Below are 20,097 nucleotides of genomic sequence, written 5' to 3'. Positions count from 1 at the left end.
CCCCGTGAGGCTCAGCGCATCCCCCCGAGGGCGTGATCGGCCCCGCGAACCTCGTTCCTCATGCGCCCTCTCAGCAGGAGCAGACCGGTGACGGAGAGCGTGCAGATGAGGGTGAGGAGCTGGAGGCCGTAGGAGATGTCCTGGGTGGGCAGCAGCATGTTGCCGGTGTGGAGCCCGACGTGCACGCCGACCGCCATCCACACCGTCCCCGTACGTGCCCGCGCCGCCCCGCAGGCGAAGCCGAGCGCGATCGCCTGGACCACGTAGAGCAGGCGTTCGGCGAGAGTGTCCGCCGCGCTCTGCGAGATGATGTGCAACGCGCCGAACACCACGGACGTCACCAGCAGCACGGCCCTCGGCGACAACCGGTCCGCCAGCGTGTCGAACAGGTGCCCCCGCCACAGCAGCTCTTCCGGGAACGCCTGGCCGAGCAGGGCCAAGGCGATCGCGAGCGGCAGATAGGGCAGCTGAGGGCCGATTCGGTCCCACGGCACCCAGGTGGCCACGCCGAGCGTCACCGACACCACGCTGGAGGCGGCCACCGCGGCCCCGCCTGCCAGGAGGCCCGCCAGAAGGTGCGGCACCGCCTGCCGCGATCGCGCGAGTCCCACATCGCGCCACGGGCGGCGGTGGAGGAAGCGGCGGACCAGATAGATCAGCGCGAGCGAGGCCAGCGTGATGCCGGCCGTGCCGAGCGGCCGGTAGAGGGGGTGGCCGGGGTCCAGCAGCAGGGTCACGGGTGCGGAGCCGCCGATCACCTGGCCGAACATGACGGCGACCGCGATCAGGACGGCCCAGACGGGGTGGGTGATTCTCATGGCGGCCACGCTAGGAAGCCCGAGGGTGGCCGCGCATCGGACCGTGGATTGATTCCGGCATGACCAGGGTCATGGGTCGCCAGGAGGATCCCTCCGCCGGCGCGGATCACTACGCTCGGAGGCATGCTGCTGTCACGCCCGCTCTGGCTGCGCGACGCCGACCGGCCTGTCCTGTTCAGCGTCGTGTTCTGGACGATGCTCGCGGCCACGGCGATCGCGCACGTGTCCCACCGGGAGACGGGCGGCATGGCCGTGGCGTTCGGCGTCAACCTGGCCGTCGTGACCGCGTTGTGGCTCGTGCTGCCGTGGCGGCGCGACGGCGGATGGCGGCGGCACGTGGCGGTGGTGTTCCTGCTCGCGACGCTCACGCTGGGGCCCGCGGGCTCGGCGGAGGTGCACCAGCTCCTGACGCTCATCGCCATCGCCAACATCGCCTTCGTCCACGGCATGCGGGCCGCCTTCTTCATCATCGGGTGGACGAGCGCCGCCCTGTTCGTCTCCGTCGTGATGTGGTTCGGGCGCGGGGTGACCGACGCCGTCGCGCAGACGGCCGTGTTCGTCGTGTTCTCCGCGTTCGTGCTCGGCATGACGTCGGCGGTGCTGGAGGCGCGCAGCGCGCGGGCGGACGCGCAGCGGCTGCTGGCCCGCGTCAGGGAGCTCACGGTGGCCCAGGAGCGGGCGCGGATGGGCGCGGAGATGCACGACTCCATCGGCCACCACCTGACGGTGATCAAGATGAGCCTGGAGAACGCCGAACGTTTCCGCACCCGCAGTCCCGAGGCCGCCTGGGACGACGTGCGGCAGGCGAAGGGGCTGACCGTGGAGGCGCTGGCCGACGCCCGCCGATGGGTCCGCGCGCTGCGCCCGCTCGCGCTGGAGGGCCGTGTCGGCAGCGCGGCGCTGGAGCGGCTGGCGGCGTCGTTCGACGGTACGGGGCTGGCGGTGTCGTTCGAGGTGGTGGGCGGTGAGGTGCCCCTGGAGCCCGACGTGGAGCTGGTGCTCTACCGCGTCCTGCAAGAAGGGCTGACCAACGCCGTCCGGCACGCCGGCGCCCGCCACGTACGCGGCAGGCTGGCCTTCGACGGCGGACACGTGCAGCTGGTGATCACCGACGACGGCAGGGGCCGCGACGACGGCGCGGCCGGCGGCTTCGGGCTGCGCTCACTGGCCGAACGCGCCCGCGCCGTGGGCGGCACCCTCATCGCGGGCGACCGGCGGGGCGGCGGCTTCGAAGTACGCGCGGAGCTCCCCGTACGGGCGGGGGTGGCGTCATGAGGACGGTCAGGGTCCTGCTGGTCGACGACCAGGAGCTGATCCGGCAGGGGCTGCGCAGGATGCTGGAGATCGAGGACGGCATCGAGGTGGTCGGCGAGGCGTCCGACGGCGAGCAGGCTCTGCGCGTGACGGGGGAGTGCCGGCCGGACGTGGCGCTGGTGGACGCGAGGATGCCCAGGATGGACGGCGTCGAGCTCATCGCACGGCTGTCGGTCCTTCACCCCGGGGTCGCCGCGATCGTGCTCAGCACCTTCGACGAGGACGACTACATCTTCGGTGCGCTGCGCGGCGGAGCCGTCGGCTACCTGCTCAAGGACTGCACCCCGGAGCAACTGGTCGACGCCATCCACCGGGCGGGGCGCGGAGAGACGGTGCTGGCCTCTCCCGTCGCCGAACGCCTGGTCGCCGAGCTCCGGCGGGCTCCCGCCACGCCGAGCCCGGAGCGAGACCCCGGGCGTCTGTCCAGCAGGGAGTACGAGGTGGCCAGGATGGTCGCCGCAGGTGCCACGAACCGGGAGATCGCGGCTCGGCTGCTCATCAGTGAGGGCACGGTGCGGAACCATGTGTCCGCCCTGCTGCGCAAGTTCGGCGTCCGCGACCGGACCCGCCTCGCCCTGCGCCTTCACGGCCTGCCCGCCTCCGGCAAAGAGATCATCACGTAGCCGGGCACGGCCTGCCGGCTCCTCAGCGGCCTCTCCATCATCACTGTCAGCCGACGCCTTCGATGATGCGGAAGTCGCGCTCGTAGCCGTCGGGGAGGGCCACCAGCGCCTTCTGGTATTCCTCGCTTTCGTACGCCGCGACGGCCCGTTCGAAGCTGTCGAACTCGATCAGGACGACGCGTTGCGTGATCCCGGCCTCATGGGCGACGACCCGACCGCCACGGGACGGGATCCGGGACAGGACGCGCCCGCCCCCAGCCTGAACGGCCAGGCCGGCCAGCTTGTCGTAGGTGGTCAGCCGCTCAGGGTCGGAGATGTCGGGATAGACACTGACCCAGTAGCCCTTGGCCATGGAAACCTCCTGTGCTGGGCCGGACACGTCCGGCTTCGGATTGACACTCAGATCGATCCGGGCGACCGGTGGTGCGGCCGGATAAAGCGTCATATGCGCAGGTTAGAGGGTGATGTGCGGCCGAGGGAAAGACCGGTTCGGGCTAGACTCAGAACGGATCGTTATCAATCGGCGGGGAGGGCACGTGGCCCCGGATACGGTGAGCCTGCGCTACTTCCTGGTGCTGGCGCAGGAGTTGAACTTCACCCGCGCGGCCGCACGGATCGGTATCGCGCAGCCCGCACTCAGCGCCCGGATGCGCCGGTTGGAGGCGGAACTCGGTACGGCCCTGCTGGTCCGCAACACGCGGAGCGTCGTGCTGACCACGGCCGGTGCGGCGCTGGCGGAGTCCGCGCCGCCCGCGCTTGCGGCACTGGACCGGGCGTGGGACACCGCCCGGAGCGCGGCGGCCGGCGAACTGGGCACGCTGCGCATCGGCTACAGCCTCAGCGCCGGGGCCGAGACCGTACCGGCCCTGGTGGACAGGCTGATGCGCGGCCACAGCGGACTCGAGGTCGGCGCGGTCCCGATGGCGACACCGGAGATCACCCCCGCGGTCGCCGACGGCCGCATCGACGCCGGGATCACCCGCGGTGAACAGCCGGGCCGTGGCGTGCGCCGGTTCCCACTGCGGCGGATGCGCGTCGGGGTCCAGCTGGCGCAGCATCATCCGCTGGCCGGACACCCGGAGATCGAGATCGCCGACGCGGCCGCGTACCCGCTGCGGCTCCCGGACCGTGCGGCCAACCCCGTGATCCACGATCAGCTGGCCGCACTGTTCCGAGACGTCCGGCCAGAGGCTCGATTCCGTACGCCCGCGGTCTCTTTCGACATGTCTCAGCGGGACCTGCGCGACGGGGTCACCCTCGCCCCGGCCGGGGAAGCCGCGGTCACGACGCAACCGGCCGGTCTCACCTGGCGACCGCTGCGGGGCGCGCCCAGCCTGACCATCCACCTGGTCCTCCCACGCGAGCAGTCGCCGCTGCACCGCCGCATCCGTACCGTCGCCAAGACATTGGCGTACGAGCTGCACTGGCTGCCGGACTGACGCGCACCGGATCAGCGACCGGGCGCGTGCCTCGCCCAGAAGGACACGAGCGCGTCGGCCGCCTGGTCGGAAGCCCCGAACATCCACCAATGGGCCGCTCCGGTGAGGGTGGCGACGTCGGCGCCGACACGTCCGGCCATCTCGAACGTGTCCTCGGGATTCGTGTACGGATCCTCCGGCGTGTGCAGCATCAGCCCCGGCCGGCGCGGCGCCCGGACCAGCTGTTCGCCGAGCTCGCTCATGGCCGGCTGCTTCGCCGACCGGTAGAGCTTCAGCATCGCCTCACCCATGACCTTGTCGAAGCCCTCCGCGGCGCTCTGGCCGAACCGTGCCGGGATCTTGCGGTTCGCGACGAAGTCCGCACCCGTCCAGGTGAGCATTTCGGCGACCCGCTTCTCGCCTTCCCCCGGGGTCTGCCACGTGCGGGCCGCCGCATGCCACTCGTAGCGGGGATGGAGCATGCCGCCGCAGTCGGCCGCCCAGGTCCGCAGCAGATCAGGGCGCTCGGCCGCCACCGCGTAGGTGTGACAGGCGCCCCAATCGTGCCCGACGAGGTCGACCGGCGCCCCGATCTCCTCGATCCGGCCGATCAGCCAGTCGCGATATTCCAGCCTGGTGCAGCCGAACCCTTCGGGAATCGGGGCGCCGTAACCGGGAGGCGACAGCAGGACGATGTCGTCGACGCCGCGCCGCGCCAGTTCCGGCAGGAACTCGTCCCACACCGCCGTGGTCTCAGGATTGCCGTGCACGAGTACCGTCGTCACCGTTGCTCCCGGATGCGGATATCCGTGTGCGAGTGCTGGATGAACGCGACGGTGGCGTGCGCATCGCCGGGAGGACGCCCATGGCGCGGAACTCCGGCCCGTGGGCGTGCTCCGGGCCGGGGGGAACCTCAATCGTCCAGGACCCGTACGTCCTCAGCAGCGAGCATACGCCGCTGACCAGCGCAGACGTCCGCGAGGGGTGGCAAGCCTCCATGTGGTCGCAGCCGTCGGCCCGCTACGACGTCGACCAGTACTACCTGCGGGCCCGGGCAAGGTGTGCCGATAGCCCGTTCATTCGGGCAAGTTGGCTTCGGCCCAAGCGGACAGTTCGCGCAGAGCGGGCAGTAGTGCCTGGCCTTTCTCCGTGAGCTGGTAGCTGACCGTGACCGGCGGCCCGGCGTCGACCGTTCGCTCGACGAGTCCCGCCGCGGACAGCTCGGCCAGCCGCTCGGAGAGCACCGAGTCATGGATCTTGCCGACGGCGCGGCGCAACTCGGCGAAGCCGGCCGGGCCGTCGAGCAAGGTCGCCAGGATCATGCCGTTCCAGCGCTTGCCCAGGAACGAGAAGGCGCGGACGAGTGCGGCGCTGCACGCGCGCTCCTGGTGCTGGGAATCACTCACCTCGATCACTCCTCGAGCTTACCCGGTGTGCTACCTTTCCAAGGGACTCGTAAAAAACGAGTAACTTCGAAAAAATGAATGGAGACGTCGTCATGGCTCTCGTCACTGGTATCGCCTCCGCTCTGCTCGCGCTCGTGCTGCTCGTCTCGGCGTACGGCAAGCTGCGTCACGCGCCCGATCAGGTGCGGACCCTGACCCGGGTCGGCGTGACGCAGCGGCTCATCCCGGTGCTGGCGGCGCTGGAGATGGCGGGGGCGCTCGGCCTGCTGGCCGGACTGTTCTGGACACCGATCGGCATCGCCGCGGCGACCGGCGTCGTCGCCTACTTCATCGGCGCGGTCGGTTCCCACCTGCGTGTCAAGGACTTCGACGTCACCGCGCCCGCCGTGCTGCTGCTCGCCGGCGGCGCCGTCCTCACCCTGTCCATCGCCACCCTCTGACCAGGCGACTCATCCACTTCACAGCAAAGGAGCAACCATGACCGCGACCATCGCCCGCCCGCCGTACGACCCGGAACTGGCGCGAACACTCGACGCGCTCAAAGACATGCTGCCCGTCACGGTCACCGCGGCCATGATCCCAGCGCTACGCACGATGGCCGCGGGCCGGTCCACGGCCGAGCTGGCCATCGGTGATCGGCCCATCGAGCACCAGACCATGGTCATCGACGGCTACGACGGCGCCCAGATCGAGGTGTCGGTACTGCGGCGCCGCGACCACACCACCGCCACGGCCGGTGTCTACTACGTGCACGGCGGCGGCATGATGTTCGGCAACCGTTTCACCGATCTGGGCCAGCTGGCTGGCTGGGTCGAGGAGTTCGACGTCGTCGGGGTGAGCGTCGAATACCGGCTCGCCCCCGAGTTCCCCGACCCCTACCCGGTGGAAGACTCCTATGCCGGCCTGACCTGGATGGCCGCACACGCCGACGAGCTGGGCATCGACCCGGATCGCATCATCGTCGCCGGAGCCAGCGCCGGCGGAGGCATAGCGGCCGGCACGGTCCTGCTCGCCCGGGACCGGCAGGGGCCGCCGGTCCTCGGCCAGATGCTGTTCTACCCCATGCTCGACGACCGCGACGCCACGACCTCGACCCACCAGTACGAGGGCATCGGCATCTGGGATCGCGGCAGCAACCTCACCGGATGGACCGCACTGCTCGGCGAGCGCCGCGGCACCGACGACGTCTCCATCTACGCCGCCCCGGCCCGCGCCGAGCACCTGGGCGGCCTGCCGGTCACCTATCTCGACTGCGGCTCGGCCGAAATCTTCCGAGACGAGGACGTCGCGTACGCCTCCGCACTGTGGGCAGCCGGCGTCCAAGCCGAACTGCACGTCTGGCCGGGCGGTTTCCACACCTTCGACACCATGGCGCCCGATGCGGCGCTCACCGCCCGCATGCTCGACGCACGCCTCACCTGGCTACGCCGGCTGCTCACCACCACCGAGGAGATGGCATGACGTTCACCCCGCTTCCCATTCCCGGCCAGGACGACCCGCGCTGGACCCGCAAAGACGCCATCTTCGTCCCGCGCGGCGGCGGCGTCACCAAGTGGGTGATCGGAGACACGACCACCGTCAAGATCAGCGGAAAGCAGACCGGGGGCGCACTGGGCGTACTCGAAAGCTCCGTCCCGCCCGGCGGCGGCGCGATCGCCCATTCCCACGGACGCGAGGAGGAGGCGTTCTACGTCCTCGACGGTGACTTCTCCTTCATCAACGGCGACGAAGCCATCGCCGCCGGCCCCGGAGACTTCCTCTTCGTCCCCCGCGGCAACCGCCACGGCTTCACCAACACCGGAAGGCTGCCCGGCCGGCTGCTCACCTTCATGCTCCCCGCCGGTCACGAACAATTCTGGCTCGACAACGGCGTCGATCCCACACCCGGCGAACCCGCACCGATCTGGGGCCCCGAAGAACTCGCCGCCCTCGTCCCCGAACTGGCCAAACACCAGGTCACCCTGATGCCCGACCCCCACCCATGAGCCGTTCCGGCGCCTTCCACGAGACGGCCGGGGTAGCCGCTGCGCGTTCCGGCAGCTGTTTCCGCGAGCAGGGCGGCAACCGCCTGATCACCGGCCGCCTCAGATGGGGGCGTCGCTGGGGCGCGCCTGCTCACCGGCCGTCAGCCGCTCGGCTTTCGCGCACAGGGCCGCAATGAGCACGAGCCTCGCTGTCCCGGCGCGACGACGCCCGTCAGACCTGGGCTCCGACGACCTCAAGCAGCCGCAGCCGCTCGGCGGTCTCGCTGCCCTCCGCCACGGTGAAGGTCATGATCCGCAGATCGGTGCCGAGCGCCGCGAGGATGTCGCAGTCGAGGGTCAGCTCACCGACGCTCGCGTGCCGGACCGTCTTGGTCAGGGACTCGTGCACCGCGCGGGCCGGTCGCCAGCGCTCCAACTGGGCCGACAGTGCCCGGTCCAGGCCGGTGACGTGCAGGGTCTTGAGCAGCAGCAGGCTTCCGGCATGGGAGAGCAGCCCGGTGCCGTCGGCAGAGGCGGTGATGGTGCGGTGGGAGGCGATGGTCTTCACGTGGAAAGCGCTTGTCGATCTGGCGGACAGGACTCTAGACCAGCCCCATCCTCCCAGCTCAGACGCGCTTTTCTTATGTGACCGATCAACCCGCGCGCAATTCACCGCAAAAGCCCGAGGCTAATCATCGCGGCCAGGCAAGCCGATCACGCGTGGGGCGCCGGGTAACAGCCGGCTCTCTAGCGGCACCACGCATTGACGGCCTTCACGATCTTCTGTGCTCGACTCTGGCTAACGTCGGTGCCTTCGCGCTCGAACCGGAAGCGCACCCGTTTCTCCACTAGTCCCGGCTCGCCGTCGTCGACACCCTCCAGGATGTCCAAACACGTGTTGATGCCGTAGTGCACCGCGCTTTCTTGATCGACTATGAGCTGCGGATCGATGGCACTCAACGTCGCCAGGAAAACGGCACGCTCTCTGGCCGAGATCCGTTCCGGCTCGGCTGCGTCCGAAGGGACGCTGGGCATGTCACTCGCCTCCGGCGTGCCGGTCGTCGGTGACCAGGGGGCCCAGCCTCCCATCAGAGCGATGCCGAAAGCGAGTATCAAGGCGAGAGCCCCGCCAAACACACCTAACGCCATCCTGGAACGATCTTCTTGCATGCGCGGCAGGTGGCACATCATGCCTCATGCTCGCACCAACCGGAGCGAACGCCGACAATTCCATGTGTGCGCGATCGGCGAAGATTCGACCGATGCCGCCCAGGCTGAAGCCACTCACACCGTCGGCGGATGGGTGATCTTGCTGTGGGGGCTCTAATCCTCACGTGAAGAGTGCCTTCTGAACTGGCATGGACAGGACTCTCGACAAGCTCATCCTTCCAGCTCAAACGTGCTTTTTTGTGCAAACGATCAAGCCGGCGCTCTGGTGGCGTTCAGCCGCATCTCCTGGCTTACGAACGGGCGTTGAGCTCCTGGGCGGCTTCGCGCAGGCTGGGTCACCCGCGAGCGCCGTCCAGCAAACCGGTCGGCGCGTGCCGAGGCCGCCTCGCTCCGGTGCGGGAGCATGCCTCAATGCAGGTCAGCGAAATCCGAACCCTCGCGAAGGTACCGTAGGGCCCGCCTCTCGAGCCGCACGGCAGGTGCATTGGGACGGGCACCGAGTGGTCCGGCTCCACGATCGACCAGATCATCCGAGAATGGATGCCCAGCGGAGGCGCACGAAGCGCTCTATGCGGCCCGACCCGTTTTCCGCTGGAGACGCAGTGCCGCATCCCCACTGCGGCGATCCGCGCACCCCGCGCAGGGAACTGCACCGCTGGCACTTCCTCGGCGTCGAGATCTGCCGGCGGTGCCGGCGGCGGGCAGGGTCGATTTGGCCGCCCCCGGGTAACCCTGGGTAAGGCTGAAGCCTGCCACCCAAAGCAGTCACATACAGTCACATGGTCGTACGCGCGCTCCACAGTTCGGGGAAGACGGTCTGGTCCTCACCGCTGCGCAGCCAGTCGACAGCGGGCGTGTGGTAGTAGCCCGGCTTGTCGCCGAAGGTGCGCATGGTCACCGTCAGGTGTGCTTGCGTCCATCGATGGAAGCGATCGGCGACCTGGGTCAGCGCCTCGCCGAGGTCCCGAAGGTCAGTGAAGGATTTGTCGTGGTAGACCTGCACCCAAGCGGCCTCCACCTGAGGTTGTGCGACATACGGCTCGGCGAAGTCGCGGTGGACGGCCGAGTCCGGCACCGGCAGCCCTCTGCGCTGCAGTAGAGCCAGCACCTCGTCATAGAGGCTGGGCGCGCTGAGAGCCTCCTGCAGCCCTTGGTGGATCAGAGGCGTGGACCGGTGTGGCTCCAGCATCTCCGGGGACTTCTGTCCCAGCAGGAACACCAGGTGGCGGTACATGTAGGAGTGGACCGAGGAGGCCTCGCCCTTGCCGAGCTGGCCCTTGATGGGGTTCCAGTCCGCGGGTGTCATGTCCTCGTAGCTCTCCCAGGTGGCCTCGAGGGCACGCAGATGGCCCACGGTACGGCTCAGTGTGCGCAGGACCGCGGGCACATCATCAGCGCGGACTTCGCGTCGCGCTCTGCCGAGCTCGTGGCAGAGCAAGCCGAAGTACAGCTCCATCACCTGGGAACTGATCAGGAAAGCCATCTCATAGGCGGTTTCCGTCATCGGGTGCTGCAAGGTGTGCAGCTGCCGAACCTGGAAGATATCGATGTAGCGGGTGGTCCCGCTGATCTCGCCGGAGGTGGCGGTTTCCGGGCGTAGATCGCGCCATGATTGGGTGAGCATGGTATCCCTCCCTCTCCGAGGAGCACGGGTACCCGTCTGCTGTCACGGAAGGGGCAGACCTTTACGGTTCGGCCGGTTCACTAAATTCTACGTCCGGAACCGAAGAGCCCTGCCTGGTTCATCGCGGCCGGCGCCATCGGCCTGAGCCTGCGCCAGCTCCCCGCAGGCGGCCTCGGGCACAGGGGCCCGCACGCGCGTGTGTGCATCAACGCTCAGCCCACAGGACGGCGGATCGGACACCCGATCTCGCCCCTCGACACCAGTGGCCCCAGGCCCTCGGGGTCCCTCACCTGCGACGATTACCTATTGTCATACATTGAGGACTAAAAGCATGGAACATGTGCTGGGCCTGTTGCGAGACCGCCGCGTGCCAGCCCGGACCGCCAGGGGGACAGTAGAAGGGGGAGCACACCATGTCGATCGCTCGTCGCGACGTGCTCAAACTGGGCGGTGCGGCCCTGATGGCCGGCGGCGTGGCCAAGACGATCTCCGCCTTGGATCCCACCGCGACCGCGTCCGACTTCGCCTTGCTGGATAGGCTGACAGGCAGGCCCGATTACACGCTGCGTATCGGAACCGGGCTCGTCGAGCTCGCGCCCGACACGATCATCTCCACCACGACCTACAACGGCCAGTTTCCCGGGCCGCTGATCCGCTTCACCGAGGGCCGCCCCGTCGTGGTGGACGTGCACAACGACACCGACACCCCTGAGCAGCTGCACTGGCATGGTCAGATCGTTCCCGTCGATGTGGACGGGTCCGCGGAGGAGGGCACCCCCTACATCCCGGCCCACGGCATGCGGCGCCTGTCGTTCACTCCAGGACCAGCGGGGTTCCGCTTCTACCACACCCACGTGGTGCCCCGTAGCGATCTGTCCAAGGGCCAGTACACCGGCGAAGTAGGCCCCGTCTACATTGAACCCAGGAACGAGCCCGGCGCCTACGACCAGGAAGTCTTCCTGACGTTGAAGGAATTTCTTCCTGTCTTCAGCCAAGGCGGGGACATGGCCCAGGACTTCCTGGCCGGTTCGATGGTGCCGGCGCTGCGGCAGCGGGGCGAGAAGGCGATGGCCGCCTCTCTGCGGCGGGGGATGCCGCACGGCTATGAGGTCGGCTACAGCGCCTTCAGCATCAACGGCCGCAAGCTGGGCCACGGCGAACCGATCAAGGTCAAGGCCGGGCAACGCGTGCTGTTCCACGTCCTGAACGGCAGCGCCACCGAGATCCGCAGCCTGGCCCTGCCCGGCCACACCTTCCGCATCGTCGCGCTGGACGGTAACCCGGTCTCACGACAGGCCGAGGTGCCGGTGTTGTGGATCGGCACCGCCGAACGCGTGTCCGCGCTGGTGGAGATGAACCATCCCGGCGTGTGGGTGCTGGGCGACCTGGCCGACGACGACCGCAAAAACGGCATGGGCACGGTGGTGCAGTACGCCGGCCGCAGCGGTACTCCGCAATGGAGCACGCCCGCCAAGTTCACCTGGGACTACCGCGCCTTCGCCCGGTCCGGCCCGCCGACCGCGCGGCCCGACCATGTCATGGACTTCCTGATCGACAAGCGCAACGCCGCCGACCAGGGATTCAACCTCTGGACCCTGAACGGCAAAGCGTTCGACATGCACACCAACGAGCCGATCCTGCGGGTCCAGCGCGGCAAGCGCTACCGGTTGCGCTTCCGCAACGCCACCGACGACATCCACCCTCTCCACCTGCACCGCCACAGCTTCGACGTCACTCACATCGCCGGCACACCCGTCCACGGCCTGCTCAAGGATGTGGTCATGCTCGGCGGCTACCAGAGCCTCGATTTCGACTTCACCGCCGACCAGCCGGGGCTGTCGTTGTTCCACTGCCACCAGCAGATCCACATGGACTACGGATTCATGTTCCTGCTGCGCTGCACTTGACAACGACGCCGCCGGCGGCAGGTCATTGACCCGCCCGGAGAACTGCGGGTGGCCGAGCAGGATCAGATCAGCTCGATCGGACGGCTGGCGGCTTGACCCCGACCATGACCGGAAACGGGCTCAAGCCGCTGCCCATCGGCGGGCAATGGATCGCACCGCCGACGCGCGAGACCGGCGTGCCGCGGCGCCGATCCGGCCTCGCTGTAGTCCGGGGGAAATTCCAACGGATTTGCCTGACCTGCGGCGATACACGGGCCTGGACGGCAGCCATGAGGCGTCTACGGTGGGATCATGGGCGACGACGAGCCGAGGTTTCGGCTACGGCCAAGGGCGGCGGCCGCTGTGGAGCGAGCGCGATCGCGATGCCGAGCGAATCCGGGACGCACTGCGTGCTGCCGGGCTGATGGAGTTCAGCGACGGCCGGGCCGGGTTCGTGGTGGAGGGCGGGGGCGCGGAGCGGCCCTTCCTGGTGGCTTTCGCCGGGCCCGCGAGCGGTGCCGGGGACCAGGTTGTCGCGTACGCGGCAGCGTTGAGGGCGGCAGGAATGCGGGGCGAGCCCGACTCCGATGATGAGCAGACCCTGCTGGTGTGGCCGGCCTGATGAGCGTCGGCCGCCATGGTGTGGTGCGGTCAGCGGGGGCGGCGCCGCTGGATGGGGTCGGCTTCGGCGGTGATGCGGGCGGCGGTTTCGTCGCTGAGCCGGACATAGTGGCCGAGGCTGGCCAGGTGCTGGTGGCGGGACTTGGCCTGAAGTTCGGGAGCGGTACGGCCGGCTTGGGCCAGGTGCTGGAGCGCGGAGTGCCGCAGCTGGTGCAGCGACCAGCCGGCCCCCGTGCGGGTCGAGCGCGGCGGAGGCCTGCTTGAACAGGTACTCGGCGTCCCGCGGGCGTCACGGGAGCCGGGCTCAGGGTGGGGTCAGCGGTGGGTGATCCACCAGATGGATCGGGGCGGTGGCCAGAGCCGCTGACCAGCATCAAGGCGCACCGCCGAGCACGAAAGGAGTGACCGTGCCACCCCCACGGCCAAACGAAAAGGATGATCAGGTGGAAACGCCGCGAAGACGAGTAGTTCACCCAACTCGACCAAGACCTGAGCCATCGAGGTCGGTGATCACGAAACGGGCGGCCGTTGCCCCACCGCGTCGGCAACAACGGCGCGATCCGCTCCCACGTCTGGTCCGACAACACCTGATCACGGGTCACGCGCCCAGCTCAGCGCCTCACCGGGGGAGTACGCCCCAGTTGACGGCGCAGCCATGCCACTCGAGCCGCGTGGCGTCCTGCGAGAGCACGGCATGGGGAACCACGACGTCGAACCCGTGGAACCCGCCGGGCCAGACGTGCAGTTCGACGTTGCCGCCCGCCTGCCACATGCGGCTGGCGTAGGCGACGTCCTCGTCCCGGAACGTTTCGGCCGACCCGACGTCGACGAACGTGGAGGGCAGGCCGGAGAGGTTTGCGGCGCGGGAAGACGCGGCGTACGAAGGCACGTCCGGTCCTCCGCGAACGCCGTCGCCGAGGAGCGCGTTCCACCCGGTCTCGTTCGAGGAGCTGTCCCAGATGCCGAGGCCGCGCATCTGCTGAGCGGAGGGCGAATCGTTGCGGTCGTCCAGCATCGGCGACAGGAGCAGCTGGGCCAGGATGGCCGGGCCGTTGCGGTCGCGTGCCATCAGGGTGACAGCCGCCGCGAGGCCGCCGCCGGCGCTCGCACCGCCGATGACGATGCGCTCAGGGTCGATGTTGAGCTCGTGGGCGTGATCCGACACCCACACCAGGCCCGCGTAGCAGTCCTCGACGGGACCGGGGTGGGGTGTCTCGGGTGCGAGCCGGTACTCGACCGAGACCACCGCCATGCCCATCGGTTCGGCCAGGTTCAGCATCTCGACCAGGCCGAACCGGTTGTCTCCGACGATCATGCCGCCTCCGTGGACGTGGTAGATCGCCGGAGCCGGGGTCGCCGCGTGCTTCGGGAGACAGATCAGCAGCGAGATGTCCGGGTCCCCGTCCGGCCCTGGCACCGCCCGCTCCTGCACGCTGTAGGCGCCACCGCGCGAGAGGATCTCGTCGGTCGGGGTCTCCACCCCGGGGACGGGCTTGCGCATCTCGACGATGTTGTCCGAACGGTACGCGTCGGGAGGGCGCAGGCCGGTCAGCAACTCAACGACAGGAGCGAGCTCCGGATCGAAGGGTGGTGGCGGTCCGACCGGCTGGGTGGAGGACCGGTCCGTGACGTGCGCAGTCATATGTTCTCCTCGCGGCAAGAGACCGGATGTCTGCCTGCCCCAGGTCATAGGTGATCGATATGTGTCAGGTGGTGGATGCGGCCCGCCAACTGGCGGGCCGAGCTGAGCGTTCGAGTTCTGCTTGCGCAGGAGGGGTTCGGCAGCCGGATCGAACCGTTAGCGAGTGGCTGCTCGGAACCGCCTCCTGGCTCAGACGGTCGGAACAGTCCCGCCGTCGATCACGTACTCGGCGCCCACGATCGCCGAGGCGCGGTCCGACACCAGGAACCCGACCAGGTCCGCGATTTCCTCGGTGTTCGCGAATCGCCCCAGGGGTACTCCTCCCAGGGAGTCGTAGATGGTCTGCTTGGCCGCTTCACGCGTGAGTCCGTTGCCCTCAGCGATCCGGTCCACGAATCGTTCGTAGGCTTCGGTCTCGATCCCGCCGGGGCTGATCGCGTTTACCCGCACGCCGCGCGGCGCGAGCTCGTTGGCAAGTCCCTTGCTGTACGTGCGCAGAGCAGCCTTCGCTGCCGCGTACGCCAGGGACGCGTCGTACTGGGGTAGTTCACGCTGGATCGAGGTGAAGTGCAGCACCACGCCCGCCCCAGACTCGATCACCGCCGGGAGAAGAGCTCGATCGAGCCGCACCGCTCCCAGGAAGTTGAGGTTCAACTCGGTGAGCCACTGGTCATCGGTGATGACCGCGAACCCACCGGCCGGCGTCGACGCACCTCCGACGACGTGCACCAGGATGTCGAGTGCGCCGCCTGCCTCACCGATTCGAGCGGCCACGGCATCGGTGCCCTCGATCGTCGTCACGTCCGCTTCGAAGAATCGGTCGGGGTGCTCGTACCCGTCGGGCATCGTTCGCGCCGTCACGTATACGTCGGCACCCATTTCTCGGAGCCTCTCCACGACGGCCTTGCCTGAGCCCTTCGAACCGCCCGTGACCAGCGCCCGGCGACCGTCGAGACGATCGCGATCTGAACTAGACATTTCTCTCTCCACTGAAGATCGACGTAGCGCGGATTCGGTCAGGCCGTGTGGTTGGCGATAACGAGTTCGGCGACGAGGCCATCCCGCAACGCGAACCGGTAGTCGAGTTCGGCGACGCCACCCGGGAAGGTGCCCTCGAGCCGCACGGTCACCACCCAGTGGGCGTCATCGACGCGGCGAGCGCCGATCTGTTCGGTTGTGTACTCGAACTCGGACCCGGCGTCCCGCAGGAACGCGTGGACCTCCTCTCGGCCGCGGAAGGTCTCGCCCTGGTCGACGACCACCGCGTCCTCGGTGAGGAACGACGAGGCGGTGTCGGCGTCATGGACGACGTGGGCGGCGAAGAACTCGCGCACGGTGGTCGGGAGCAGATCGGACGGAAGATCGGTGCTCTGTGTCATGAGCTCACCGTGCGACCTCACGGTGCGGGAGGGTCAAGCCGTGGACTCTCCCCCTGGGAGAGGGTCCAGAATGTGGGGGTGCTGAGCATCGGGGAGTTCTCGCGGCTGACCCACTTGAGCGTGCGGACACTGCGTCGGTATCACGAGGCGGCCCTGCTGGAACCCGCCGTGGTGGACGAGATCACCGGTTACCGCTACTACGGCGTCGACCAGATCCCGACCGCGCAGGTCATCCACCGGCTCCGCGAACTCGACGTCCCCCTGAACGATGTTCAGCGAATCCTGCGGACCCCCGACCCCGGTGTCCGGGCGGCCCTGGTCGCGGACCACCTGCAACGCCTCGAGAACGAGCTCGACCGCACCAGGGCCGCAGTCGTGTCGCTGCGGCGCCTGCTCCGGCCCGACCCCGCGCCGATCGACGTCGAGCTGCGTGCGCAGCCCGCCCAGACCGTCGCGGCGGTGGAGGCCGTAGTCAGAGGTCGCGACGTCGCAACCTGGTACGCAGGCGCGATGGCCGAACTGGAGGCGGCCGTCGGCGCCGCCGCGACCGGACCGCCGGGCGGCTGCTACGACAACGCCCTCTTCGAACAAGAGCGCGGTCACGCGCTCGTCTACCTACCGACCGCTGCGCCACCTCGCACCGGACGCGTGCACCCCGCAACTCTCCCGGCCGCGGAACTGGCCGTCACCACCCACGTCGGCGAGCACGACGGCATCGAGGTCACCTACGGCGCACTCGGGACCTGGGTGGTGGAGAACGCGATGTCGGTGGCCGGGCCGGTGCGGGAGGTCTACGTCGTCGGCCCTCGTGACACAAGCGATCCCGCAGCGTGGCGCACCGAGATCGGCTGGCCGGTCTTTCGCGTCACCTGAAGCGAACAGTTGCGGGACTGCGTTGTGATTGACGTCCGTTCACGTACAAGATCACCGCGCCGGGGGCCTCCCGGGGGATGATGGGCGCGGACCCGGCGGCCTCGCGGCCGGTCCGATTCCTGGAACCGGCCCCCAGCACGGAGCGCTCATGATCGGTCTCGTCATCGACCCGGACGGCATCTCGCGGACGGTCGAGCTGCCGCGCGATCCGGCCGACCGCGCCGCGATGATCGCCACGCTGACCGGCACGAACACGGGCGGCCAGGCCGTCCGGGTGGCCATCGAGCTTGCCCGCTGTCCGCCTTCGTCGCGAGCTCGTACGCCGCCACCTCCTCGACGAACGGCCCAAGCCATTCACCCAGCAGCGGGCCACCCGTGCTGAGCACCTCCTCGAGGAGACGCTCAAGCACCGCCTGACCGGTCTCCTCTCCCGACCTGCAGAAGAAGCTGAGCTGGTAGGTCACCGCGACCACCCCCGAACCCTCGTTACCAATCGGACCTCATGTACGTGATAACGACGCTTATCACGGGCCAGAAATGACGGGTACACGCCAAGATCCATCGCGGCGCGCAGGACCGTGAGCCGGCCGGACGGGAGGGGCTGGTGTTCATGCACGTCAGCGTGCCGCCGCCGGGGCCCTGCCCGCGTCCGGGAGATTACTCAGGTGCGGTACTCATTTAGGCGCGGTGCCGTCCTGCCGCCGCGGACGGCCGACGGCGACCCAGATGGCGATCTGGGCGCGGTTGGTGAAGCCGAGTTTGCCCAGGATGTGCTGGACGTGGTTCTCCACTTCCGCTCGCGCTCACTTCGAGCTGAGGGCGGTCGTGGAGGTCCTGCGGACAAGGGGCTGACGGCGGCCGGGGATGGACGGGTGCGTCACTCCACTTGTCCGCGCCGCGCGTCTAGGGGAGCGTCGGAAGGTGTGAGGCAGTCCCAGCTTTCCCCGATCAGCCGCATGGTGGTGGCCGTCGTCGCCGGGATCGTGCTGGTTCCGGAGGTGCTGCGTGCGGTGACACCCAGTGCGGATTCGCTGTCGGTGTCGCGGGCGGCGCTGTTCACCATCCCTCTCGCGCTGGGCGTGCGGACCGTGCGCGCCGATTGGCGGTTTTGGCCGCGGCTGTCCCCGTACGTGCTGGCGGCTCCCGTGGCCCTGTGCCTGTGGCTGCTGCGGGGACCGCTGGACGCGGCCGCGGCCACGCAGGTGACCGCCGTGCTGGGGGCGGGGGTGGCGGTCCTGGCCGGGTTCCGGCTTGTCGTGGAGGTGCCCATCGCGCTCGTGCTGGTCGGGGGCCTGTTCAGTCCGGATGACTCCATCTTCCGCACGTTCGCCGAACCCTCCTTGTACGCGGCGATGGCCGGGATGGCGGCGTACCTGCTGACGTTCGGCGCCGAATCCTGGGTTCCCAGCCTCCTGACGGACGGCCGGTGGCGGAGCGGCCTGTGGCTGGCGCGGCTGGTCGCGGCGCCCGGTCCGCTGGCGGATCCAGACCTGCGCTGGTCGGCGTACTCGACGTTGGCGCTGGTCCATCAGTCGCTGAACCGTCCCGATCGGGCCGTGCGGCTGCGGCGCCGGCTCGCGCGGCTGGCGCGATGGCGTCGCGACACCGACGCGCGCTGGAGGGCGCTGTACGACCAGGCCGTGGCCGAGCGGCGAGCCGGGCACTTGGAACGGGCGCTGCGGCTGCTCGAGCAGGCCCGCGAGGCCAGTGGTGACGTGCCGGGAACGCCTCTGGAACGGCAGCTGAACAAGATCGACCTGCTGGGCGTGGAGTACAACGTCCACCTCGGCCTCGGCGACATCGACGCGGCGGTGGCGACGCGGAAGACGGCACTCGGGCTGATCGTCGCCGCATACCGCCTCCTGCCCGTGAACGACTTGCCAGCCCGGATGAAGATGCATCGGCGTATCCAGGAGGAGCACGCTGAGACCCTGCGCACGCTGGGCGATCTCTACTCCGATCACCTCCTGGACTACGCGCAGGCGGCGGAGCTGTACCGAAAGGCGGTGAAACTGGCCGACGACCTGGACGATCCCTTCATACGCTTCCCGCTGCACCACAGCGTCGCCACGCTGTACGCGCGGCAGGAGCGCCACGAGGAGGCGGGGGAGGAGTTTCGCCAGGCGCTGGCGCTGGCCGAGTCGGGGCGGCTCGGCGGCCCCGCCACGCCCTCAGCCGCCAGCGCCAGGACGCTGACCCTGAACGGCTTGGCCAACACCGCCCGGCAGAGGGGCGACCTCGACGAGGCGATCCGCCGGTACGAGGAGGCGTTGAGTGTCGCCCGCGCCACTCCGGGCTGGAACGTCCCGCCCGCCACCTTCCTCGGCGCGGGCGCCGCCTACCTGGAACGCGGCGACACGGCCCGTGCCATCGAACTCCTGGGCAAGGCGCTCGACGGCGGCCACAGTGAGTCGCAGATCCGCATCACCCATCTGGATCTCGGCAAGGCGTACGAGCAGGCGGGCCGGCCCGAGATCGCCTACGGCCACTACCGGCGCAGCATCGAGATGCTGGAGCGCTCGCGCGCCAGCCTGAAGGCGGAACAGGACCAGCTCCACTTCTACGGGTGGGAGCCTCGGGTGGAGGTGTACGAGCGGATGGTCGCCACCTGTCTCTCCCTGGGCCGCACCGTGGAGGCGTACGACTACGTCGAACGGGCCAAGGCCCGCGCGATGCTGGAGGCGCTGGGCGCTCACTCGGTCAAGAGATGAACCTCGTCGATGGCGCCTCCCCTGGCCAGCAGCGGGATCAGCCCGGCCAGCCCGGCGAACCGTACGCGGGCGCGAAGCTGGAAGCGCGCCCGCACCGGCCGGCCCTCCGGCGCCGACACCAGCAACCGCAGCTCGCGGTCGGCGTGCAGGTAGCGCTCGCTGAGCGCGAGGAAGTCCCAGTAACCCCGGGTGAACCCGGTGCCCGACGAGAGGATGCGGGGAAAGTAGACCGTCTGGCTGCTGGAGTATTCGGGCTTGGCCTCGGCGCTCAGCGCCTTGGCGGCGATCTCGAACTTCAGCCCGACCCCCACGGTGGTCTTGAGCTCGACGGGTTGATCCGCCATGACCTCCCGCGGCGCCATGTCCTTGATCACCGCGTCCGGGGTCGGGGTGAGGTCCACCATCAGCCGCGACCAGACGAACCGGCACTGCGGATGCGAGTGGACCACGCACTTCAGCGGAACGTCGCACACGGTGTCCGAGACCCGGCTCGTCTCGCCCCGGGACAGGGCGATGCGGTTCTCCCGCAGCAGCAGCCGGATGTCGCGGTCCCCGATGATCCGATCGGCGGCGTCGGCGTCCCGCTCCGCGGCCAGGCCCTCGTCGTCCACCTCGAGCGGGGTGTCGGCGATCAAGTGCATGGGGAAT

The 20,097-nt window shown here is 69.1% G+C and carries 22 protein-coding genes; 11 read left to right on the top strand and 11 right to left on the bottom strand.

Annotated features, from left to right (window positions below; all coding sequences use genetic code 11):
• Window positions 1–11 precede the first annotated feature (11 nt).
• Complete coding sequence (locus OIE67_RS21325) at window positions 12–818, bottom strand: CPBP family intramembrane glutamic endopeptidase (RefSeq protein ID WP_326642972.1); 807 nt, start codon at window positions 816–818, stop codon at window positions 12–14.
• Between the two features lie 123 nt (window positions 819–941).
• Here OIE67_RS21325 and OIE67_RS21320 point away from each other — a divergent pair, with 123 nt between their 5' ends.
• Together OIE67_RS21320 and OIE67_RS21315 are read left to right on the top strand one after the other, a co-directional pair.
• Complete coding sequence (locus OIE67_RS21320) at window positions 942–2,093, top strand: sensor histidine kinase (protein ID WP_326642971.1); 1,152 nt, start codon at window positions 942–944, stop codon at window positions 2,091–2,093.
• A complete protein-coding gene (locus OIE67_RS21315; RefSeq protein ID WP_326642969.1) occupies window positions 2,090–2,755 on the top strand; it encodes a response regulator transcription factor in 666 nt (221 codons plus the stop codon). The genes OIE67_RS21320 and OIE67_RS21315 overlap by 4 nt, the downstream gene beginning before the upstream one ends.
• Before the next feature lie 46 nt (window positions 2,756–2,801).
• On the opposite strand, the gene OIE67_RS21310 is transcribed toward OIE67_RS21315, so the two are convergent.
• A complete protein-coding gene (locus OIE67_RS21310) occupies window positions 2,802–3,200 on the bottom strand; it encodes a DUF1330 domain-containing protein (protein WP_326642967.1) in 399 nt (132 codons plus the stop codon).
• 91 nt (window positions 3,201–3,291) lie between these two features.
• Between OIE67_RS21310 and OIE67_RS21305 the strand changes: the two genes are divergently transcribed.
• Window positions 3,292–4,194 (top strand): LysR family transcriptional regulator, encoded by a 903-nt coding sequence (locus tag OIE67_RS21305; protein WP_326642965.1) that lies wholly within the window; start codon window positions 3,292–3,294, stop codon window positions 4,192–4,194.
• A gap of 11 nt (window positions 4,195–4,205) precedes the next feature.
• Here the strand turns inward: OIE67_RS21305 and OIE67_RS21300 are convergent, their stop codons facing one another.
• Together OIE67_RS21300 and OIE67_RS21295 are read right to left on the bottom strand one after the other, a co-directional pair.
• Window positions 4,206–4,958, bottom strand: a complete 753-nt coding sequence (locus OIE67_RS21300) for an alpha/beta fold hydrolase (protein ID WP_326642963.1) — start codon at window positions 4,956–4,958, stop codon at window positions 4,206–4,208.
• A gap of 291 nt (window positions 4,959–5,249) precedes the next feature.
• On the bottom strand, window positions 5,250–5,579 hold the full coding sequence (locus tag OIE67_RS21295) for a winged helix-turn-helix transcriptional regulator (RefSeq protein WP_326642961.1): 330 nt from the start codon (window positions 5,577–5,579) through the stop codon (window positions 5,250–5,252).
• Window positions 5,580–5,671: 92 nt separating this feature from the next.
• On the opposite strand from OIE67_RS21295, the gene OIE67_RS21290 reads away from it, so the two are divergent.
• From OIE67_RS21290 to OIE67_RS21280, 3 genes are read left to right on the top strand one after another with little or no spacing between them, the layout of a single operon-like run.
• Window positions 5,672–6,019, top strand: a complete 348-nt coding sequence (locus OIE67_RS21290) for a DoxX family protein (RefSeq protein ID WP_326642959.1) — start codon at window positions 5,672–5,674, stop codon at window positions 6,017–6,019.
• Window positions 6,020–6,056: 37 nt separating this feature from the next.
• Window positions 6,057–7,040, top strand: coding sequence for an alpha/beta hydrolase (locus OIE67_RS21285; RefSeq protein ID WP_326642957.1), 984 nt, complete (start codon window positions 6,057–6,059; stop codon window positions 7,038–7,040).
• Window positions 7,037–7,564, top strand: a complete 528-nt coding sequence (locus tag OIE67_RS21280; RefSeq protein ID WP_326642955.1) for a cupin domain-containing protein — start codon at window positions 7,037–7,039, stop codon at window positions 7,562–7,564. The genes OIE67_RS21285 and OIE67_RS21280 overlap by 4 nt, the downstream gene beginning before the upstream one ends.
• A gap of 211 nt (window positions 7,565–7,775) precedes the next feature.
• On the opposite strand, the gene OIE67_RS21275 is transcribed toward OIE67_RS21280, so the two are convergent.
• The 3 genes from OIE67_RS21275 to OIE67_RS21265 form a co-directional block, all read right to left on the bottom strand.
• Window positions 7,776–8,111 carry an MmyB family transcriptional regulator gene (locus OIE67_RS21275; protein ID WP_326642953.1) on the bottom strand — a complete coding sequence of 112 codons (336 nt, stop codon included), beginning with the start codon at window positions 8,109–8,111 and terminating at the stop codon, window positions 7,776–7,778.
• Between the two features lie 179 nt (window positions 8,112–8,290).
• Window positions 8,291–8,734 (bottom strand): hypothetical protein, encoded by a 444-nt coding sequence (locus tag OIE67_RS21270; RefSeq protein WP_326642951.1) that lies wholly within the window; start codon window positions 8,732–8,734, stop codon window positions 8,291–8,293.
• A 754-nt stretch (window positions 8,735–9,488) separates the two neighbouring features.
• Window positions 9,489–10,337: a tryptophan 2,3-dioxygenase gene (locus OIE67_RS21265; RefSeq protein ID WP_326642949.1), complete on the bottom strand. Its 849-nt coding sequence runs from the start codon at window positions 10,335–10,337 to the stop codon at window positions 9,489–9,491.
• 413 nt (window positions 10,338–10,750) lie between these two features.
• On the opposite strand from OIE67_RS21265, the gene OIE67_RS21260 reads away from it, so the two are divergent.
• Both OIE67_RS21260 and OIE67_RS21255 read left to right on the top strand, forming a co-directional pair.
• Entirely contained in the window at window positions 10,751–12,244 is a 1,494-nt protein-coding gene (locus OIE67_RS21260; RefSeq protein ID WP_326642947.1) for a multicopper oxidase family protein, read from the top strand.
• A gap of 145 nt (window positions 12,245–12,389) precedes the next feature.
• Window positions 12,390–12,845, top strand: a complete 456-nt coding sequence (locus OIE67_RS21255; protein WP_326642945.1) for a hypothetical protein — start codon at window positions 12,390–12,392, stop codon at window positions 12,843–12,845.
• 618 nt (window positions 12,846–13,463) lie between these two features.
• Here OIE67_RS21255 and OIE67_RS21250 read toward each other — a convergent pair.
• The 3 genes from OIE67_RS21250 to OIE67_RS21240 all read right to left on the bottom strand — a co-directional run bounded on the left by OIE67_RS21250 (window position 13,464) and on the right by OIE67_RS21240 (window position 15,865).
• Window positions 13,464–14,486: an alpha/beta hydrolase gene (locus OIE67_RS21250; protein WP_326642943.1), complete on the bottom strand. Its 1,023-nt coding sequence runs from the start codon at window positions 14,484–14,486 to the stop codon at window positions 13,464–13,466.
• A 189-nt stretch (window positions 14,487–14,675) separates the two neighbouring features.
• Window positions 14,676–15,464: an SDR family oxidoreductase gene (locus OIE67_RS21245; RefSeq protein ID WP_326642941.1), complete on the bottom strand. Its 789-nt coding sequence runs from the start codon at window positions 15,462–15,464 to the stop codon at window positions 14,676–14,678.
• Window positions 15,465–15,502: 38 nt separating this feature from the next.
• A complete protein-coding gene (locus OIE67_RS21240) occupies window positions 15,503–15,865 on the bottom strand; it encodes a nuclear transport factor 2 family protein (protein WP_326642939.1) in 363 nt (120 codons plus the stop codon).
• 78 nt (window positions 15,866–15,943) lie between these two features.
• On the opposite strand from OIE67_RS21240, the gene OIE67_RS21235 reads away from it, so the two are divergent.
• From OIE67_RS21235 to OIE67_RS21225, 3 genes are all read left to right on the top strand, one after another.
• The gene (locus tag OIE67_RS21235; RefSeq protein WP_326642937.1) at window positions 15,944–16,738 is read left to right on the top strand and encodes a MerR family transcriptional regulator; all 795 of its coding nucleotides are present in this window, start codon (window positions 15,944–15,946) and stop codon (window positions 16,736–16,738) included.
• A gap of 148 nt (window positions 16,739–16,886) precedes the next feature.
• Window positions 16,887–17,120: a hypothetical protein gene (locus tag OIE67_RS21230; RefSeq protein ID WP_326642935.1), complete on the top strand. Its 234-nt coding sequence runs from the start codon at window positions 16,887–16,889 to the stop codon at window positions 17,118–17,120.
• A gap of 541 nt (window positions 17,121–17,661) precedes the next feature.
• Entirely contained in the window at window positions 17,662–19,449 is a 1,788-nt protein-coding gene (locus OIE67_RS21225; RefSeq protein WP_326642933.1) for a tetratricopeptide repeat protein, read from the top strand.
• Here OIE67_RS21225 and OIE67_RS21220 read toward each other — a convergent pair.
• Complete coding sequence (locus tag OIE67_RS21220; protein WP_326642931.1) at window positions 19,431–20,090, bottom strand: hypothetical protein; 660 nt, start codon at window positions 20,088–20,090, stop codon at window positions 19,431–19,433. The genes OIE67_RS21225 and OIE67_RS21220 overlap by 19 nt on opposite strands.
• Window positions 20,091–20,097: the final 7 nt, after the last annotated feature.

This window comes from Nonomuraea fuscirosea (genome assembly GCF_035917475.1).
GTDB classification, from domain to species: domain Bacteria; phylum Actinomycetota; class Actinomycetes; order Streptosporangiales; family Streptosporangiaceae; genus Nonomuraea; species Nonomuraea fuscirosea.
Note: the sequence above shows the minus strand (reverse complement) of the source record. Positions and strands in the feature narration are given on the sequence as shown.

What these genes read in the sequence shown, in the direction of transcription:
- OIE67_RS21325 (WP_326642972.1), bottom strand. Translation starts at nt 818, where the DNA reads ATGAGAATCACCCACCCCGTCTGGGCCGTCCTGATCGCGGTCGCCGTC.
- OIE67_RS21290 (WP_326642959.1), top strand. Translation starts at nt 5,672, where the DNA reads ATGGCTCTCGTCACTGGTATCGCCTCCGCTCTGCTCGCGCTCGTGCTG.
- OIE67_RS21240 (WP_326642939.1), bottom strand. Translation starts at nt 15,865, where the DNA reads ATGACACAGAGCACCGATCTTCCGTCCGATCTGCTCCCGACCACCGTG.
- OIE67_RS21320 (WP_326642971.1), top strand. Translation starts at nt 942, where the DNA reads ATGCTGCTGTCACGCCCGCTCTGGCTGCGCGACGCCGACCGGCCTGTC.
- OIE67_RS21270 (WP_326642951.1), bottom strand. Translation starts at nt 8,734, where the DNA reads ATGATGTGCCACCTGCCGCGCATGCAAGAAGATCGTTCCAGGATGGCG.
- OIE67_RS21250 (WP_326642943.1), bottom strand. Translation starts at nt 14,486, where the DNA reads ATGACTGCGCACGTCACGGACCGGTCCTCCACCCAGCCGGTCGGACCG.
- OIE67_RS21255 (WP_326642945.1), top strand. Translation starts at nt 12,390, where the DNA reads ATGGATCGCACCGCCGACGCGCGAGACCGGCGTGCCGCGGCGCCGATC.
- OIE67_RS21315 (WP_326642969.1), top strand. Translation starts at nt 2,090, where the DNA reads ATGAGGACGGTCAGGGTCCTGCTGGTCGACGACCAGGAGCTGATCCGG.
- OIE67_RS21260 (WP_326642947.1), top strand. Translation starts at nt 10,751, where the DNA reads ATGTCGATCGCTCGTCGCGACGTGCTCAAACTGGGCGGTGCGGCCCTG.
- OIE67_RS21285 (WP_326642957.1), top strand. Translation starts at nt 6,057, where the DNA reads ATGACCGCGACCATCGCCCGCCCGCCGTACGACCCGGAACTGGCGCGA.
- OIE67_RS21265 (WP_326642949.1), bottom strand. Translation starts at nt 10,337, where the DNA reads ATGCTCACCCAATCATGGCGCGATCTACGCCCGGAAACCGCCACCTCC.
- OIE67_RS21310 (WP_326642967.1), bottom strand. Translation starts at nt 3,200, where the DNA reads ATGACGCTTTATCCGGCCGCACCACCGGTCGCCCGGATCGATCTGAGT.
- OIE67_RS21280 (WP_326642955.1), top strand. Translation starts at nt 7,037, where the DNA reads ATGACGTTCACCCCGCTTCCCATTCCCGGCCAGGACGACCCGCGCTGG.
- OIE67_RS21230 (WP_326642935.1), top strand. Translation starts at nt 16,887, where the DNA reads ATGATCGGTCTCGTCATCGACCCGGACGGCATCTCGCGGACGGTCGAG.
- OIE67_RS21245 (WP_326642941.1), bottom strand. Translation starts at nt 15,464, where the DNA reads ATGTCTAGTTCAGATCGCGATCGTCTCGACGGTCGCCGGGCGCTGGTC.
- OIE67_RS21220 (WP_326642931.1), bottom strand. Translation starts at nt 20,090, where the DNA reads ATGCACTTGATCGCCGACACCCCGCTCGAGGTGGACGACGAGGGCCTG.